The sequence below is a fragment of the Oceanobacillus sp. FSL W7-1309 genome (assembly GCF_038002145.1).
Classification (GTDB): domain Bacteria; phylum Bacillota; class Bacilli; order Bacillales; family Amphibacillaceae; genus Oceanobacillus; species Oceanobacillus profundus.
This window is the reverse complement of sequence record NZ_JBBOBX010000001.1, coordinates 1831013-1847877: the sequence shown is the minus strand read 5'-3', so window position 1 is coordinate 1847877 and position 16865 is coordinate 1831013. Positions and strand designations below refer to the sequence as shown.

At 42.5% G+C, this 16865-nt stretch carries 10 protein-coding genes, 16 tRNA genes and 3 rRNA genes; 4 read left to right on the top strand and 25 right to left on the bottom strand.

All coding sequences use genetic code 11. The features are described 5' to 3' along the window. Positions 1-203 precede the first annotated feature (203 nt). Positions 204-1709: a glycine betaine uptake BCCT transporter gene (locus NST46_RS08735; RefSeq protein ID WP_095311919.1), complete on the top strand. Its 1506-nt coding sequence runs from the start codon at positions 204-206 to the stop codon at positions 1707-1709. 61 nt (positions 1710-1770) lie between these two features. Here the strand turns inward: NST46_RS08735 and ddlA are convergent, their stop codons facing one another. Then, positions 1771-2874: a D-alanine--D-alanine ligase gene (gene ddlA, locus NST46_RS08730; RefSeq protein WP_095311917.1), complete on the bottom strand. Its 1104-nt coding sequence runs from the start codon at positions 2872-2874 to the stop codon at positions 1771-1773. Between the two features lie 246 nt (positions 2875-3120). Here ddlA and NST46_RS08725 point away from each other — a divergent pair, with 246 nt between their 5' ends. Beyond that, positions 3121-3261, top strand: a complete 141-nt coding sequence (locus NST46_RS08725) for a YpzI family protein (RefSeq protein ID WP_095311915.1) — start codon at positions 3121-3123, stop codon at positions 3259-3261. Between the two features lie 162 nt (positions 3262-3423). Here NST46_RS08725 and rrf read toward each other — a convergent pair. The 21 genes from rrf to NST46_RS08620 form a co-directional block, all read right to left on the bottom strand. After that, positions 3424-3539, bottom strand: a 5S ribosomal RNA gene (gene rrf, locus NST46_RS08720). A gap of 74 nt (positions 3540-3613) precedes the next feature. Further along, positions 3614-6532: ribosomal RNA gene (locus NST46_RS08715) — 23S ribosomal RNA — on the bottom strand. 259 nt (positions 6533-6791) lie between these two features. After that, positions 6792-8353 (bottom strand): 16S ribosomal RNA (locus tag NST46_RS08710). Together the 16S, 23S and 5S rRNA genes with 16 tRNA genes alongside form the textbook arrangement of a ribosomal RNA operon. Before the next feature lie 282 nt (positions 8354-8635). Next, a tRNA-Ile gene (locus tag NST46_RS08705) sits at positions 8636-8709 on the bottom strand. 12 nt (positions 8710-8721) lie between these two features. Then, positions 8722-8795: transfer RNA gene (locus NST46_RS08700), tRNA-Gly, on the bottom strand. 26 nt (positions 8796-8821) lie between these two features. Next, positions 8822-8894, bottom strand: a tRNA-Ala gene (locus NST46_RS08695). Positions 8895-8911: 17 nt separating this feature from the next. Beyond that, a tRNA-Pro gene (locus NST46_RS08690) sits at positions 8912-8988 on the bottom strand. Between the two features lie 3 nt (positions 8989-8991). Then, a tRNA-Arg gene (locus tag NST46_RS08685) sits at positions 8992-9068 on the bottom strand. A 3-nt stretch (positions 9069-9071) separates the two neighbouring features. Next, a tRNA-Leu gene (locus tag NST46_RS08680) sits at positions 9072-9160 on the bottom strand. A gap of 58 nt (positions 9161-9218) precedes the next feature. Next, a tRNA-Leu gene (locus NST46_RS08675) sits at positions 9219-9300 on the bottom strand. Positions 9301-9303: 3 nt separating this feature from the next. Continuing rightward, a tRNA-Lys gene (locus NST46_RS08670) sits at positions 9304-9379 on the bottom strand. A gap of 49 nt (positions 9380-9428) precedes the next feature. Further along, positions 9429-9504 (bottom strand) — tRNA-Thr (locus tag NST46_RS08665). Between the two features lie 217 nt (positions 9505-9721). Continuing rightward, positions 9722-9797, bottom strand: a tRNA-Phe gene (locus NST46_RS08660). Between the two features lie 34 nt (positions 9798-9831). Next, a tRNA-Ser gene (locus tag NST46_RS08655) sits at positions 9832-9924 on the bottom strand. Between the two features lie 11 nt (positions 9925-9935). Continuing rightward, positions 9936-10012 (bottom strand) — tRNA-Asp (locus NST46_RS08650). Positions 10013-10049: 37 nt separating this feature from the next. Next, positions 10050-10126: transfer RNA gene (locus NST46_RS08645), tRNA-Met, on the bottom strand. Between the two features lie 33 nt (positions 10127-10159). Further along, positions 10160-10235, bottom strand: a tRNA-Val gene (locus NST46_RS08640). A 4-nt stretch (positions 10236-10239) separates the two neighbouring features. Beyond that, positions 10240-10314: transfer RNA gene (locus NST46_RS08635), tRNA-Glu, on the bottom strand. 65 nt (positions 10315-10379) lie between these two features. Then, a tRNA-Asn gene (locus NST46_RS08630) sits at positions 10380-10454 on the bottom strand. A 253-nt stretch (positions 10455-10707) separates the two neighbouring features. Next, positions 10708-12582, bottom strand: a complete 1875-nt coding sequence (gene abc-f, locus NST46_RS08625) for a ribosomal protection-like ABC-F family protein (RefSeq protein WP_095313154.1) — start codon at positions 12580-12582, stop codon at positions 10708-10710. Positions 12583-12770: 188 nt separating this feature from the next. Continuing rightward, on the bottom strand, positions 12771-12908 hold the full coding sequence (locus NST46_RS08620; RefSeq protein ID WP_285845194.1) for an RAxF-45 family protein: 138 nt from the start codon (positions 12906-12908) through the stop codon (positions 12771-12773). Between the two features lie 142 nt (positions 12909-13050). On the opposite strand from NST46_RS08620, the gene NST46_RS08615 reads away from it, so the two are divergent. Next, the gene (locus NST46_RS08615) at positions 13051-13413 is read left to right on the top strand and encodes a nuclear transport factor 2 family protein (protein ID WP_095313152.1); all 363 of its coding nucleotides are present in this window, start codon (positions 13051-13053) and stop codon (positions 13411-13413) included. Positions 13414-13487: 74 nt separating this feature from the next. On the opposite strand, the gene NST46_RS08610 is transcribed toward NST46_RS08615, so the two are convergent. The 3 genes from NST46_RS08610 to NST46_RS08600 form a co-directional block, all read right to left on the bottom strand. Further along, positions 13488-14252: a MerR family transcriptional regulator gene (locus NST46_RS08610; RefSeq protein ID WP_095313150.1), complete on the bottom strand. Its 765-nt coding sequence runs from the start codon at positions 14250-14252 to the stop codon at positions 13488-13490. An 87-nt stretch (positions 14253-14339) separates the two neighbouring features. Continuing rightward, positions 14340-14474, bottom strand: coding sequence for a hypothetical protein (locus NST46_RS08605; protein ID WP_285845193.1), 135 nt, complete (start codon positions 14472-14474; stop codon positions 14340-14342). Between the two features lie 62 nt (positions 14475-14536). Next, positions 14537-15394: an aminoglycoside 6-adenylyltransferase gene (locus NST46_RS08600; RefSeq protein ID WP_341137060.1), complete on the bottom strand. Its 858-nt coding sequence runs from the start codon at positions 15392-15394 to the stop codon at positions 14537-14539. A gap of 185 nt (positions 15395-15579) precedes the next feature. Between NST46_RS08600 and NST46_RS08595 the strand changes: the two genes are divergently transcribed. Then, a complete protein-coding gene (locus tag NST46_RS08595; protein ID WP_341137059.1) occupies positions 15580-16854 on the top strand; it encodes an aminotransferase class I/II-fold pyridoxal phosphate-dependent enzyme in 1275 nt (424 codons plus the stop codon). The last annotated feature ends 11 nt before the right edge of the window (positions 16855-16865 follow it).

The window sequence follows — 16865 nt, the reverse complement described above, 5'->3', positions numbered from 1 at the left end:
TAAATGAAAAAATTAAATTTTAAAAAACTCAAACTTCCCCTTCTATCATACATATAACCGTTAATCATTGCCAATCCTATCAGTAGATAACGAAATCTTAAATTGTGAACTTTCCTTATTTAGGGTTTCATTATTTTTCAAAACGGGTATAATAATCCGTATGCTTATTACACATATGTCAAATTTATTCTTAGGGGGGAATCATGAAGCGTATTTCAAAGGTTTTTTACATAGCTGTAGCGTTAGTTATTATTTCTGTTATTCTGGGAGCATCATTTCCTACCCAGTTTGAACAAATAACAAATAATGTTAAAAATTTTGTTTCTACAACTTTTGGTTGGTATTATATGCTGCTCATGTCAGCATTAGTTATCTTTGCAATCATTATTGCATTTAGCCCTTATGGGAGAATTCGTCTTGGAAAAGATCATGAAAAACCGGATTTTTCTACAGGCTCTTGGATTGCCATGCTATTCTCAGCTGGTATGGGAATTGGTCTTGTCTTTTACGGATCTGCAGAACCTCTTTTCCACTATGTTTCAAATGCTCCAGAAGCAGAGCTTGGCACTGCAGAGGCCTTTAAAGAAGGTTTAGCGTATTCTTACTTTCATTGGGGTCTTCATGTATGGGCAATGTATGGTATTGTCGCGCTTGCACTTGCCTTCTTTCAATTTCGAAAAGGTATGCCTGGATTAATTTCTTCTACACTAAGGCCTTTATTTGGAGACCGTATGAATGGTCCATTAGGTACATTAATCGATGTACTAGCTGTTTTTGCTACCGTATTCGGTGTAGCGACCTCACTTGGATTTGGTGCAGTTCAAATTAACGCTGGATTATCACATTTATTCGGAGTTGAAATTGGATTTATTCCACAGCTAGTTATTATTTTAATCGTAACCGTATTATTCATGATGTCAGCTTGGTCTGGTTTAAGTAAAGGAATCAAATATTTATCCAACTTAAATATGATTCTTGCTATACTAGTCTTTATTGTTGTGGTTATTCTCGGGCCGACATTACTCATTCTAAATATGTTTACAGAAACATTCGGCCTTTATATACAAAAAATTGTGCAAATGAGCTTTAAAACAGCCCCACTTGAAGGTGATAATCGTGGATGGTTAGATTCGTGGACCATCTTCTACTGGGCATGGTGGATCTCATGGGCGCCGTTTGTAGGAATGTTTATCGCACGAGTATCCCGGGGACGTACTATCCGTCAATTTCTTATGGGCGTTATGGTCATCCCTACGTTAGTTGTTTCTGTTTGGTTTGCAGCATTTGGAACAACAGCTGGTAACGTTCAAGATAATGGAACAAACATTGCACAATTTGATACAGAGTTGGTATTGTTTAACATGTTTGATCAGTTACCACTCTCATTCCTTTTATCGATCCTTGCAATATTATTAATTGCATCATTCTTTATTACATCAGCCGATTCAGCAACCTTTGTTTTAGGAATGCAATCAACTCGCGGTTCCTTAACTCCACCAAACAATGTAAAAATTATTTGGGGCGTATCCCAGTCAACAGTAGCATTAATTTTGCTCTATGTTGGTGGTCTAACAGCATTACAAAACACAATCATTATTGCTGCATTACCATTTTCCTTTGTCATGATTCTAATGGGAATTGCGTTATACAAAGCGCTTAATGCAGAAGTCAGGTTAATGACCAAGAAGAAGGCCTTACAGAAGAAATAGAATTAAAAAACCCCTTAAAGAGCGGAAACTCTTAAAGGGGTTTTTTAATTTGCTAATGGGTTTATTTATCCTCAAAAGAGCTATTTAAAAACGAATCACGTTGGTGTCGCTCTAAAGCCAAATTAATTAGTTTATCAATTAGCTGACTATATGGTATACCACTTAGCTCCCATAGTTTTGGATACATACTTATTTTGGTGAATCCAGGTATTGTATTAATCTCATTAATTACAATTTCATTGTCTTTTGTTAAGAAAACATCGACCCTTGCCATTCCATCACAATTTAATGCTTTAAATGCTTTTATCGCCACTTCTTGTATTTGCTTTGTTACATCTTCACTTAGCTGGGCCGGAATCTCAAGTGCTGCTCCGCTTTCATCAATGTATTTAGCTTCATAAGAATAAAAGTCAGCTGTTGCGACAATCTCTCCAGGTATTGATGCAATTGGATTTTCATTTCCCAAAATAGAACACTCAATTTCCCTACCTTGAATTGCTTCCTCAATCAATATTTTGTGGTCATAGTTAAAGGCACTTGCGACGCCTTTTTCAAATTCTTCCTGTGTCTGTACTTTACTCACACCAACAGATGACCCCTGATTAGCTGGTTTAATGAACAAAGGGAGATTTAATTGCTGTGTAATTTCATCAAATGAAATACTATTTTTTGACGCCCATGTATACGTATATGAATTGGCAACCGTTAGACCCGCTTCTCGAAGTAATCGTTTGGCAATATCTTTATCCATACTTATTGCTGAGCCTAACACATTTGAACCAACAAAAGGAATATTGGCCATTCGCAGCATCCCTTGAATACTTCCATCCTCTCCTAAAGTTCCATGGAGAATAGGAAAAATTACATCTAATTGACCTAATGCTTCCATTCCCTCTCTATTTACAAGTTGATTTTCAGTTTCACCGGGTACCACAGCAATTCCTTTATTTGTTTTATTTAATGCTATTAATTTTGGATCCTCAGCATTCAAAAGAAAATGGGAAGCATCATTTAAATGCCATTTCCCTGATTTATCAATTCCAATTAACACAACATCGTATTTCGAAGGATCAATTGCTTCCATCACGTTTTTAGCTGATTGTAAAGAAACTTCATGCTCCGCAGACTTTCCCCCAAATAATAAACCTAACTTTTTCTTCACCATATATTCCCTCCAAAATGTTCTTTAGTCGATATTTATTTTCATATCATTATGGTTATGTAAACACATTTGAAAAATTTATTTACCAAATTAATTGTATCACCCATTCTATTTTCGTACAAAATCTCCTAACAAAGAAAATATTTTCATACTTATCCAATTTGAATGATATTTAAGTATGTCGGTAGATAATGAAGTCATGAATAAAAGTCTCAAAATCGCTAATGTTAATGTTGGGAGGTGCTAATTATGGGAAGAGACCGCCAAGAAAAGAAATTGAGAGAAAGCGGACGCGTAGAATCTGATCGAGATGTGGGACTTCGCTATAAAGGAGCAACAAAAATGTCTAGTCCTGAAGAAGCTAGAAGACTAAATGATGGAAGAAAGTAGAATAAAGAACAATAGCGATGCCCCCTTGATTTACTACGGAGGAGTCTCGCTACGGATTTAGCACTTTGTGGTCATGATCGAGGTAACTAAGTCATCCACAGCTTTTATACACCAATACGCAAAAACCCCAGTATATGCAATTATATACTGGGGTTTTCATTGGCCTGGCGGCGTCCTACTCTTGCAGGGGCAAAGCCCCAACTACCATCGGCGCTGAAGAGCTTAACTTCTGTGTTCGGCATGGGAACAGGTGTAGCCTCTTCGCTATTGCTACCAGACAACTTTATAAGGTAAAATATTGATTTATACCTTAAAAACTAAATAAGAGTAAACAAGACATCAAATAAAGAATTTAGTTAAGTCCTCGATCGATTAGTATCCGTAAGCTCCACGTGTCACCACGCTTCCACACCGAACCTATCAACCTCATCGTCTCTGAGGGATCTTACTCACTCGAAGTGATGGGAAGTCTCATCTTGAGGGGGGCTTCATGCTTAGATGCTTTCAGCACTTATCCTTTCCACACGTAGCTACCCAGCGATGCTCCTGGCGGAACAACTGGTACACCAGCGGTGTGTCCATCCCGGTCCTCTCGTACTAAGGACAGCTCCTCTCAAACTTCCAACGCCCACGACGGATAGGGACCGAACTGTCTCACGACGTTCTGAACCCAGCTCGCGTACCGCTTTAATGGGCGAACAGCCCAACCCTTGGGACCGACTACAGCCCCAGGATGCGATGAGCCGACATCGAGGTGCCAAACCTCCCCGTCGATGTGAACTCTTGGGGGAGATAAGCCTGTTATCCCCGGGGTAGCTTTTATCCGTTGAGCGATGGCCCTTCCATGCGGAACCACCGGATCACTAAGCCCGACTTTCGTCCCTGCTCGACTTGTAGGTCTCGCAGTCAAGCTCCCTTGTGCCTTTACACTCTACGAATGATTTCCAACCATTCTGAGGGAACCTTTGGGCGCCTCCGTTACCTTTTGGGAGGCGACCGCCCCAGTCAAACTGCCCGCCTGACACTGTCTCCGAACCGGATCACGGTCCTGGGTTAGAATGTCCATACAGCCAGGGTGGTATCCCACGGATGCCTCCACCGAAGCTAGCGCTCCGGTTTCCAAGGCTCCCACCTATCCTGTACAAGCTGCACAGACATTCAATATCAGGCTACAGTAAAGCTCCACGGGGTCTTTCCGTCCTGTCGCGGGTAATGCGCATCTTCACGCATAGTATAATTTCACCGGGTCTCTCGTTGAGACAGTGCCCAAGTCGTTGCACCTTTCGTGCGGGTCGGAACTTACCCGACAAGGAATTTCGCTACCTTAGGACCGTTATAGTTACGGCCGCCGTTTACTGGGGCTTCGGTTCAAAGCTTCGCCTTGCGGCTAACATTTCCCCTTAACCTTCCAGCACCGGGCAGGTGTCAGCCCCTATACTTCGCCTTTCGGCTTCGCAGAGACCTGTGTTTTTGCTAAACAGTCGCTTGGGCCTATTCACTGCGGCTCCATGTAAATGAAGCACCCCTTCTCCCGAAGTTACGGGGTCATTTTGCCGAGTTCCTTAACGAGAGTTCTCCCGCTCACCTTAGGATTCTCTCCTCGCCTACCTGTGTCGGTTTGCGGTACGGGCACCTATGATCTAACTAGAGGCTTTTCTTGGCAGTGTGAAATCCGGAACTTCGGTACTAAATTTCCCTCCCCATCACAGCTTGAAATTGCCAGACGGATTTGCCTATCTGACTTTCTCACTGCTTGGGCGCACATATCCATCAGTGCGCATTCCTTATCCTACTGCGTCCCCCCATCGCTCAAACAATCATGAGGTGGTACAGGAATATCTACCTGTTGTCCATCGCCTACGCCTTTCGGCCTCGGCTTAGGTCCCGACTAACCCTGAGAGGACGAGCCTTCCTCAGGAAACCTTAGGCATTCGGTGAAAGAGATTCTCACTCTTTTTTCGCTACTCATACCGGCATTCTCACTTCTAAGCGCTCCACCAGTCCTCACGGTCTGACTTCACAGCACTTAGAACGCTCTCCTACCATTGTTCGTAAGAACAATCCGCAGCTTCGGTGATACGTTTAGCCCCGGTACATTTTCGGCGCAGAGTCACTCGACCAGTGAGCTATTACGCACTCTTTAAATGATGGCTGCTTCTAAGCCAACATCCTGGTTGTCTGGGCAACTCCACATCCTTTTCCACTTAACGTATACTTTGGGACCTTAGCTGGCGGTCTGGGCTGTTTCCCTTTCGACTATGAACCTTATCACCCATAGTCTGACTCCCAAGTAAAAGTAACTGGCATTCGGAGTTTGACTGAATTCGGTAACCCGGTGAGGGCCCCTAGTCCAATCAGTGCTCTACCTCCAGTACTCTATTTCTTGAGGCTAGCCCTAAAGCTATTTCGGAGAGAACCAGCTATCTCCGTGTTCGATTGGCATTTCACCCCTACCCACACCTCATCCCCGCATTTTTCAACATACGTGGGTTCGGGCCTCCAGTCAGTGTTACCTGACCTTCACCCTGGACATGGGTAGATCACACGGTTTCGGGTCTACGACCGCATACTCATTCGCCCTATTCAGACTCGCTTTCGCTGCGGCTCCGTGTCTTCCACTTAACCTTGCATACGATCGTAACTCGCCGGTCCATTCTACAAAAGGTACGCCGTTACCCATTAACGGGCTTCGACTACTTGTAGGCACACGGTTTCAGGTTCTATTTCACTCCCCTTCCGGGGTGCTTTTCACCTTTCCCTCACGGTACTGGTTCACTATCGGTCACTAGAGAGTATTTAGCCTTGGGAGATGGTCCTCCCGGATTCCGACGGAATTCCACGTGTTCCGCCGTACTCAGGATACACTCCGGAGGGAATTCTTTTTCAACTACAGGGCTGTTACCTTCTGTGGCTGACCTTTCCAGGTCGATTCATTTAAAGAATTCCTTGGTAACTCCGAGTGGAGTGTCCTACAACCCCAGAAAGCAAGCTTTCTGGTTTGGGCTCTTTCCGTTTCGCTCGCCGCTACTCAGGAAATCGATTTTTCTTTCTCTTCCTCCGGGTACTGAGATGTTTCAGTTCCCCGGGTCTACCTCATGCACCCTATGTATTCAGATGCATGTACTGTTCCATTACGAACAGTGGGTTCCCCCATTCGGAAATCCCCGGATCAAAGTTTACTTACAACTCCCCGAGGCATATCGGTGTTAGTCCCGTCCTTCATCGGCTTCTAGTGCCAAGGCATCCACCGTGCGCCCTTATTCACTTAACTAAGTTACAGTAAATAAGCGTACTAATTTATTAGCCTTGCTTTTATTTAAAAATATTGATGTCGTTGTTACTCTTATTTAGTTTTCAAGGTACAAGCTTCCACAGGATGTGGTGACTTCTGTGTTCGTCACAGGACGTGACGGTTTTTAACAGAAGATCCTTCAATCCTTTGAGAGATCTTTTTTTACTCTCTCAAAACTGAACCAAACAACACAGTATGTCCTTCCTACCCGAAGGTAGGGTTCCGTAATAATCCTTAGAAAGGAGGTGATCCAGCCGCACCTTCCGATACGGCTACCTTGTTACGACTTCACCCCAATCATTAGTCCCACCTTCGGCGGCTGGCTCCAAAAGGTTACCTCACCGACTTCGGGTGTTACCAACTCTCGTGGTGTGACGGGCGGTGTGTACAAGGCCCGGGAACGTATTCACCGCGGCATGCTGATCCGCGATTACTAGCGATTCCGGCTTCATGTAGGCGAGTTGCAGCCTACAATCCGAACTGAGAATGGTTTTATGGGATTGGCTTGACCTCACGGGTTCGCTTCCCTTTGTTCCATCCATTGTAGCACGTGTGTAGCCCAGGTCATAAGGGGCATGATGATTTGACGTCATCCCCACCTTCCTCCGGTTTGTCACCGGCAGTCACCTTAGAGTGCCCAACTGAATGCTGGCAACTAAGATCAAGGGTTGCGCTCGTTGCGGGACTTAACCCAACATCTCACGACACGAGCTGACGACAACCATGCACCACCTGTCACTCTGTCCCCGAAGGGAAAACTCTATCTCTAGAGGTATCAGAGGATGTCAAGACCTGGTAAGGTTCTTCGCGTTGCTTCGAATTAAACCACATGCTCCACCGCTTGTGCGGGCCCCCGTCAATTCTTTTGAGTTTCAGCCTTGCGGCCGTACTCCCCAGGCGGAGTGCTTAATGCGTTAACTTCAGCACTAAGGGGCGGAAACCCCCTAACACCTAGCACTCATCGTTTACGGCGTGGACTACCAGGGTATCTAATCCTGTTCGCTACCCACGCTTTCGCTCCTCAGCGTCAGTTACAGACCAGAGAGTCGCCTTCGCCACTGGTGTTCCTCCACATCTCTACGCATTTCACCGCTACACGTGGAATTCCACTCTCCTCTTCTGTACTCAAGTCCTCCAGTTTCCAATGACCCTCCACGGTTAAGCCGTGGGCTTTCACATCAGACTTAAAAGACCGCCTGCGAGCGCTTTACGCCCAATAATTCCGGACAACGCTTGCCACCTACGTATTACCGCGGCTGCTGGCACGTAGTTAGCCGTGGCTTTCTGGTTAGGTACCGTCAAGGTTGGGTCAGTTACTACCCAACTTGTTCTTCCCTAACAACAGAGTTTTACGATCCGAAAACCTTCATCACTCACGCGGCGTTGCTCCGTCAGACTTTCGTCCATTGCGGAAGATTCCCTACTGCTGCCTCCCGTAGGAGTCTGGGCCGTGTCTCAGTCCCAGTGTGGCCGATCACCCTCTCAGGTCGGCTACGCATCGTCGCCTTGGTGAGCCGTTACCTCACCAACTAGCTAATGCGCCGCGGGCCCATCTGTAAGTGACAGCCGAAACCGTCTTTTATCTTCTCACCATGAGATGAAAAGTGTTATCCGGTATTAGCTCACGTTTCCGCGAGTTATCCCGATCTTACAGGCAGGTTGCCCACGTGTTACTCACCCGTCCGCCGCTCATTCCATAAACATCACCCCGAAGGGTTCTGTTTATTTCCTGCGCTCGACTTGCATGTATTAGGCACGCCGCCAGCGTTCGTCCTGAGCCAAGATCAAACTCTCCATAAAAGTTTGTAATACTTAGCTTTTGTAGAAGCTGACTTCTACTTGTTTTAAAAAGAAAAACGAGTTTCCTTTTTCTTGACATACTGGTTGTTTTGTTCAGTTTTCAAAGAGCAAATTTGTTTGTCGTTCTTTTGAAGCGACTTTATTAATATATCATGTCTTCCAATTTGTTGTCAATAACTTTTTAAAATATTTTACTTTCGAAATATTTCTTCGCTTTCGACAACTTTTATATCATATCATCTTCGCAAAAAGATGTCAACATCTTTTTTCAAAAAAGATGAATGGGCCTGAGTGGACTCGAACCACCGACCTCACGCTTATCAGGCGTGCGCTCTAACCAGCTGAGCTACAGGCCCATATTGGTAAGTTGGAGCGGGTGAAGGGAATCGAACCCTCATCATCAGCTTGGAAGGCTGAGGTTTTACCACTAAACTACACCCGCATAAATTATATCGTTTTTTTAAGAAGTGGAGCCTAGCGGGATCGAACCGCTGACCTCCTGCGTGCAAGGCAGGCGCTCTCCCAGCTGAGCTAAGGCCCCGTATGATATAAATAAAATGGTCGGGAAGACAGGATTCGAACCTGCGACCCCTTGGTCCCAAACCAAGTGCTCTACCAAGCTGAGCTACTTCCCGTTATGGCGCGCCCGAGAGGAGTCGAACCCCTAACCTCTTGATCCGTAGTCAAACGCTCTATCCAATTGAGCTACGGGCGCATATGGTGCCGAGGACCGGAATCGAACCGGTACGGTAGTCACCTACCGCAGGATTTTAAGTCCTGTGCGTCTGCCAGTTCCGCCACCCCGGCAAGGGCAAAGAAAAGGATACTGAATTTGCAACAAAAATTCCTCTTAAGTAAAAAGTAATGCGGGTGAAGGGACTTGAACCCCCACGTCCGAAGACACTAGATCCTAAGTCTAGCGCGTCTGCCAATTCCGCCACACCCGCGAATGGTGAGCCATGAAGGATTCGAACCTTCGACCCTTTGATTAAAAGTCAAATGCTCTACCGACTGAGCTAATGGCTCAAAAATATATATTAGGTATTAATGATAATTATTATTTACTTGTAAAAAGTGGTGCCGGCCAGAGGACTTGAACCCCCAACCTACTGATTACAAGTCAGTTGCTCTACCAGTTGAGCTAGGCCGGCAAATGATTATCTAGTTACCAAATGATTAACAGCAAGTCCATCAAGTAGGCTCGTCGTGTTGCAAGAACACTCGGAGAAGTTCCACTCCTCGCAAGCCTGCACATGGTAGTTACTCGATGAAGTAAACGGCTTGCTCTAGCAGTTGAGCTAGGCCGGCTTGTTGGCTTCCTGTAAACTATTAGATTTATATAGAAAGAATCAACTTCCGAAAGATAAATGGTGGCTCGGGACGGAATCGAACCGCCGACACACGGATTTTCAGTCCGTTGCTCTACCGACTGAGCTACCGAGCCAAGTGTTATTTAACTACAAAACTCAAATTATAAATGGAGGAGGTAGAGGGATTCGAACCCCCGCGCGGTTTGACCCGCCTGTCGGTTTTCAAGACCGATCCCTTCAGCCAGACTTGGGTATACCTCCGAATATTTAAATGGCGGTCCGGACGGGACTCGAACCCGCGACCTCCTGCGTGACAGGCAGGCATTCTAACCAACTGAACTACCGGACCATATTGCAAATAACATATCTAATTAAACCAAAAGATTTGGTTGCGGGGGCAGGATTTGAACCTACGACCTTTGGGTTATGAGCCCAACGAGCTACCGGACTGCTCCACCCCGCGATATAACAAATATATTTCATCTAAAAGAAAAGATGGTGGAGGATGCAGGGCTCGAACCTGCGACCCCCTGCTTGTAAGGCAGGTGCTCTCCCAGCTGAGCTAATCCTCCGTATTGGTGACCCGTACGGGATTCGAACCCGTGTTACCGCCGTGAAAGGGCGGTGTCTTAACCGCTTGACCAACGGGCCAATATTATTTATGAACAAATTCGACAACAAATGTATTAATCGACATTTACTTCATAAAAATTAAATGGCTCCACAGGTAGGATTCGAACCTACGACCGATCGGTTAACAGCCGATTGCTCTACCACTGAGCTACTGTGGAATAATATAACAGCGAGATTTATCTTATTACATAATTGTAATAAAGTCAATGCCTAAATTAAACTTTTGTAAAAAAAACGAAAAAAAAGTTTTAACCCCACTAATTTCGTCTAATAAGCTCAGCATCCTCCATTTTGCTAAAGCCTGTTCATCTATATAAAAAGAAGCTCTTTTCTAACATGCACATGACATATCAAAGAGCTCCTTCTTATTTGTCCCCATCTTTCATCTAATCTAATCTAAACTGTACCCTCCTAAACATTCAAACGCATATACAACTCTTCCCAAACCTTCTCCAGCCCTTCTTTTTCCATATACACTTCTTGCATTTGTTCCAAGTCTTGGATTTCTACTAACTTTTCCTCTAATAAGGTAATTTTACGTTCTACTTCCTCTAAATCCTTTTTCAGTCTCTCACCATCTAAATCCTGACTTTTCCTCTTTTTCGGTTCTTGTTTTTTCTCTCGCACTACTGTTTTTAATTTTTCTTTCCCATCAAGCTTCAGTGCAGTCAGCTTTTCCCGTGCCCAAGTATAATCCCCCTCAAAATGATAAACAGCTTTGGCTTCAATCCAATAGATCTCTTCAAACAGCTTATTTAAAAAATAACGATCATGAGAAACTGCTACAATGGTTCCTTTATAATCCTCCAGTGCTTCTTCCAATACTTCACGTGCCTCGATATCCAAATGGTTTGTTGGTTCATCTAGAATGAGAACATTTATATCTTGATACATCATTTGCGCTAAGCGAAGACGCATCCTTTCTCCTCCACTAAGCTGTGAAACTTGTTGAAATACCATATGCCCATAAAATAAAAACCTAGCTAAAATACGTCTCGCTTCACCTTCCGTAACATGTACCTCATCTCGAAATGCTTCAAGAACAGTTTCATCTTGGAATTGCGTAAAGACTTGTTGAGATAGATATCCTACTTTGACATTACTTCCGATTCTTACTTCTCCTTCGTCTGCAGGCAGTTGATTTAAAATTAATTTAATTAATGTAGATTTACCTGTTCCATTTCCTCCAACAATGGCAACACGTTGCTTGTATCTAATATGCATATTTACTTTGGAAAAAAGCTCCCTGTCACCGAACCACTTTGCAACATCCTTTAAAATAATGACATCCTTTCCGCTTCGGTCCGTTGTCTCCATTTCAAGGTTCATTTTTTTGCGATTCAATACAGGACGATTTATTTTTTCCATCCTTTCTAACGCTCGCTCCATGTTTCGTGCACGTTTGTGCAACCCTTCATTTGGTGGGTTAGCCCGATTTGCCCAGTCGCGCAATCGCTTAATAGCTTCTTTCATTTTCCTTATTTTCTTTTGCTGTTCTTCATACGCCTGGAATTCTCTTAATAAACGTGCCTCTTTTTCCTTTATATAACCAGAAAAATTCGTGGGATAGCTCGTGATTTCTCCATCTTCTAAATCCAACACCTTACCTACAACCTCATCAAGAAAATACCGATCATGCGAAACAATGACGACAGTTCCTTGATAACTCTGTAAAAAATCAGCTAGCCATTCGACTGACATTAAGTCTAAATGATTCGTCGGTTCATCTAGTAATAATAAATCAGGCTTTTTTAAAAGCAAGAGACCCAGACCTACCTTTGTTTTCTCTCCACCGCTCAAGCTAGAAAATTGCTGTTCAAGCAAGTCATCGATATTTAATCCATTAACGATTCTTTCGATATTCGCTTCGATCTCATAGCCACCTTTTCGCGCAAAATGGTCTTGAAAATTGCCGTAATCCCGCATTAATTTATCTAACCGCTCCACATTGGTTTCCTTGCTCATCGCCTCCCCGAGCTGCATCATCCTTTCTTCCATTTGGACTAGCTCTGAAAAGGCAGTCTTTAATACCTCCTTTGTTGTCAACTTAGAATATGCTTCTGGAATTTGGGCGAGATAACCTATTTTTGTTCCTTTTCTCCAATGGATTTTTCCTGAATCAGGTGCTTCTTCACCAGACAATAATCGAAATAGCGTACTTTTCCCGCTTCCATTTCGACCCACAAGACCAATCCGATCATTACCCATAATTTCAAATGATATATTTTCAAAGATGGAGCTTCCCCCATACATTTTCGTTATTTGATTCACACTGCATACAATCATAGTAAAGTTCCTCCTTTAATACAGTTCCTAAGTGCACTTCTTTAATGATGGGCACGTGATACAACACAAAAAAGCCATAGGAAACATAATAATCCCATGGCTTTCAACTAAATAAGGGCACACAAAAGGGAGAGCATGAAAAGCCCTCCCTTTAAAACCCCTACAATTATGTGGATTTAGAGATGTTTTCACCGTTTTACATTTGCTATAAAGTTGCTAAAAAAGGGCATACGTATCCCGTTATCAACTAAAACAGCAAATTTTGCACGGCTAAAATATAAATAATTCGTCCAGTAACCGTACACAAACACAGCTTGATTAAACATCCCTTTCCACCTCCGTTCGTTTGTTTCTTTTATTTTATTTGATTGTTGCTTCTATTTCAAGTATTACACAAAAAATGCAGGATATTTCTAATATGAAACGAATTATTTATGTAATACAAATCAAAAAGGAGTTGATTGAAAAATGACAAAGAATCAGGAGTTTTTTCAAAAGATTAACGAGGCATTTGCTACTGGAGATGTTGACTTTATTCTTGAACACACAGCCGAGGACGTCGTGTGGAATCACGTTGGACAAGCAGTGTTCGAAGGTAAAGCTGCATTTGCTGCAGAGATGGAAAAAATGCGTGGGTATACACCACAAAACTATGTAACAAAGCAAATTATTACCCATGGAGATTCTGCAGTAATTGAAGGATCCATGACAATACCCGATGAAGAGGGAATTGATAAAACCTATGCTTTTTGCGACATATATAAGTTAAATAAATTTAAAGATGGGAAAATCAAGGAACTGACAGCTTATCTTATTGTAGTAAATGCATAAAGTTCGATAGGCATTTCATCAAATAAAGAAGTCCCATTTTGAAATCAAACATGGGACTTCTCTTCATATATATCCTATTTTTCCATACCAAGGTAAATGAGAATAGCATCTCTTAAAAATTCAGTTGCCCCCTCTGCAGCCTTATCATAAAAGGCTGTGAATCGCTCATCGGCAACGTACATTTCTGCAAGACCTGCATGTGCTTCTTTTGAATAACTGCCCCAGGAGTACATTAACCATTGCTTATGCTTTGCAGCTATTTCCTGTGCTGACACAGAAGCAGGGTCTCCTTTTTCATAAGCTTTCTTAAGGAGCACCATGATTTCTTCTCCTAAATCATTCATTGCTTTGAAGTCTTCCTCAGACATCCCTCTTAGCTTAGCATTACTTGAATCAATCGTTTTATCACCATATTTACTACGGATTTCTTCCCCGTACTTTTTCTCATTTTCTTCAATTAATTTTTCCTTGAACGCTGCGAATTTATCTTTATCCTGCATCGGAATACCTCCTTCAATACTTGCAATCGTTCCTTTAACGGTTGCCATTAGTTTGTCAAGACGGGCACGCTTTTGTGCTAGCAACTGATAATGCGATTTTAATGCTTCTGTCTGATCAAATGTTGGATCGCTTACTATTTTCTTGATGTCTTCCAGACTTACTTCCAATTCACGGTAAAACAAAATTTGTTGAAGCAAATCAACTTCCTTCTGTCCGTAAATTCGGTAGCCGGATGAATTAATTCGTGCTGGTTTTAACAGTCCGATTTGATCATAATATCTGAGTGTGCGGCCGCTCACACCAGAAATCAGAGCTAATTTTTTTACGGTATATTCCATCTGTAACCCTCCTGACAGTTACCATCTTAAACCTTTACGCTACGTAAAGGTCAAGGGTTAGTTTAAAAATAAATATGTTCCATACAATTACAAGCGAATCAGGCTTGAAAGTCCTCCAGTAATCACCATTAGGAGTATTGTAATCCCAATCGATCTGCCGTTGATACCACCATCTACTCGTTTTCGTACCTCTGAAAGTATGATAATAAATACGCCGATCATGCATTGTACATTATCCCCCTTGTTAAAGATCATTTATTTTAAAACTGCGACCAATAAATATCCTAAGCATCTGGTCCTAACTGTTGAACATGCTTCAAGTATGCTTTCACGTTTTCTGCTTCCTCAAAGGAGTACGTAAAACCAAAATGCTTTGCAACCTCAATGGCAACTTCCTCAAATAACGCTGTCATTGTGAATAAAGTGCGCCATGCATGTTCATACGAACCGCTGGGAAAAGTTTTTAAAAGGCGCGTCCATGTCTCGTCATCAACATAACGCTTTAAATACTTCCCATTTTTTCCAATGCTTAAAGAAAAATCAGTCTCCATACCTGCCTTCCATTCAAGCATTTTCATAAGCATCGACCGACAGATAGTCATATGATCAAACGCATACAAAATTTCCTCGCGCCACAATCCTTTTACAATGTACGTAGATACCCACCAAAATTCCTTACAGCAATCAGCAAAAAAGAAAGCAGATGGCTTTTTCACCCAATACCCTTTATCACTCGGAGGAGACAGTATCGGCAAGCTATCATCCTTATCTAATAAAACAACCGTTAATCCGTCCTCACGACAATACGCTTCTTTCTCTTCTATCGGGGCAAGTATTAGATCAATCCGATTACCATCTTTAAATAGCATCAAATAAGAAAACCTGCCCCCAAGCGTTGGTGGAAACATGGTCATATTTTCCGGTGTCTGCATCATAATGCGGTCCCCAAATACATCAATCCAATTCGGATCGTTTATAAAAGAACCAATATCTGAAACAAGATAAACAATATCGTAATCCTGAAAAGGATCGCTAGGAACATTACGATTTACTCTTGAACCATTCATTGCTGCCGCTCTAATTCTGCTATCTTCTTTTGCAACATTTAATATAAGCTCCATCATTTCTTGTTTAGACCGCATGTGACATACCCTCCATATTCATCTGAAATATTACTTTTATTATATAAAAACCAGCTCGGTTCCCCTACTATTTATAAGCTATTATTTTCTGCATTTTTTTGATAAACTTTACAATTTCACTCCCGAGTTTAAAACCCATCTGTTATAATGTTTCTAATAACACGAAGATAAAGGGGCATATTTCATTGACTACTATAAACGCATTAGATCAAGAAGCATTACGTACAATGTATTCCAGCCTCATGGAAGAGTATGATGCTTTTAAAGCGAAAAATTTATCCTTAAATATGGCAAGGGGTAAACCAAGTCCAGAACAGTTGGATTTATCCATGGACCTTCTTAACAAAATCGAATCACTTAATGTTAAAGATTCTATTGATATCCGAAATTACGGTGGGCTCGATGGATTAACAGAAATGAAAGAGTTATTCGCTCAGCTCCTTCAGGTTGACACGAATGAAGTGATTGTGGGTGGCAACTCCAGTCTTAGCTTAATGCATGATACAATTTCCAGAGCATTGCTTAAAGGCGTTGTCGACAGTGATGCTCCTTGGGTCAAAGCACCTAAAGTTAAGTTTTTATGTCCAAGTCCTGGGTATGATAGACATTTTGCCATCTGTGAAATGTATGACATTGAAATGATTACAATTGATATGTTAGATGATGGTCCAGATATGAATCAGGTGGAAGAGCTTGTTCGCAATGATGATACGATAAAAGGTATTTGGTGTGTACCAAAATACAGTAATCCTGAAGGAACAACATACAGTGATGAGGTTGTTGATCGTCTTGCTAATATGGAGACGAAAGCCAAAGATTTCCGGATTTTCTGGGACGATGCATACACTGTTCATCATCTGACAGATAACCCACCTGCATTAAAAAACATCTTGAAAGCCTGTAAAGACGCCGGAAATCCAAACCGTGTCTTTATCTTTGCTTCGACATCTAAAGTAACTTTTCCTGGATCAGGTGTTGCTGTAATTGCAGCAAGTGAAGAAAATATTGGCTTTACCAAAAAACTGCTTGGTGTACAGACGATTGGTGCGGATAAAATAAATCAATTACGCCATGTACGTTTCTTAAAAGATGCAGCGCACGTAAAGCATCATATGAAAAAACACGCTGAAATTGTAAAGCCAAAATTCGACCTGGTGTTAAATAAGCTGGAATCAGAGCTGGGTAAAGAAGGAATTGCTTCATGGAGCAAGCCTGAAGGCGGCTATTTTATTAGCTTAAATACGCTTGATGGCTGTGCTGCAGAGGTAGTTAAACTCGCATCTGCTGTCGGGGTTACACTAACAGGTGCTGGGGCAACCTATCCATATGGAAAAGACCCAAGGGATCGAAATATTCGAATCGCACCTACCTTCCCAGGCCTAACAGAATTAGAAGCTGCAATGGACGTATTTTGTCTCTGCGTGAAATTAGCAAGTATTAAAAAACGACTAGGGCAGTGAAACCAAAGAAA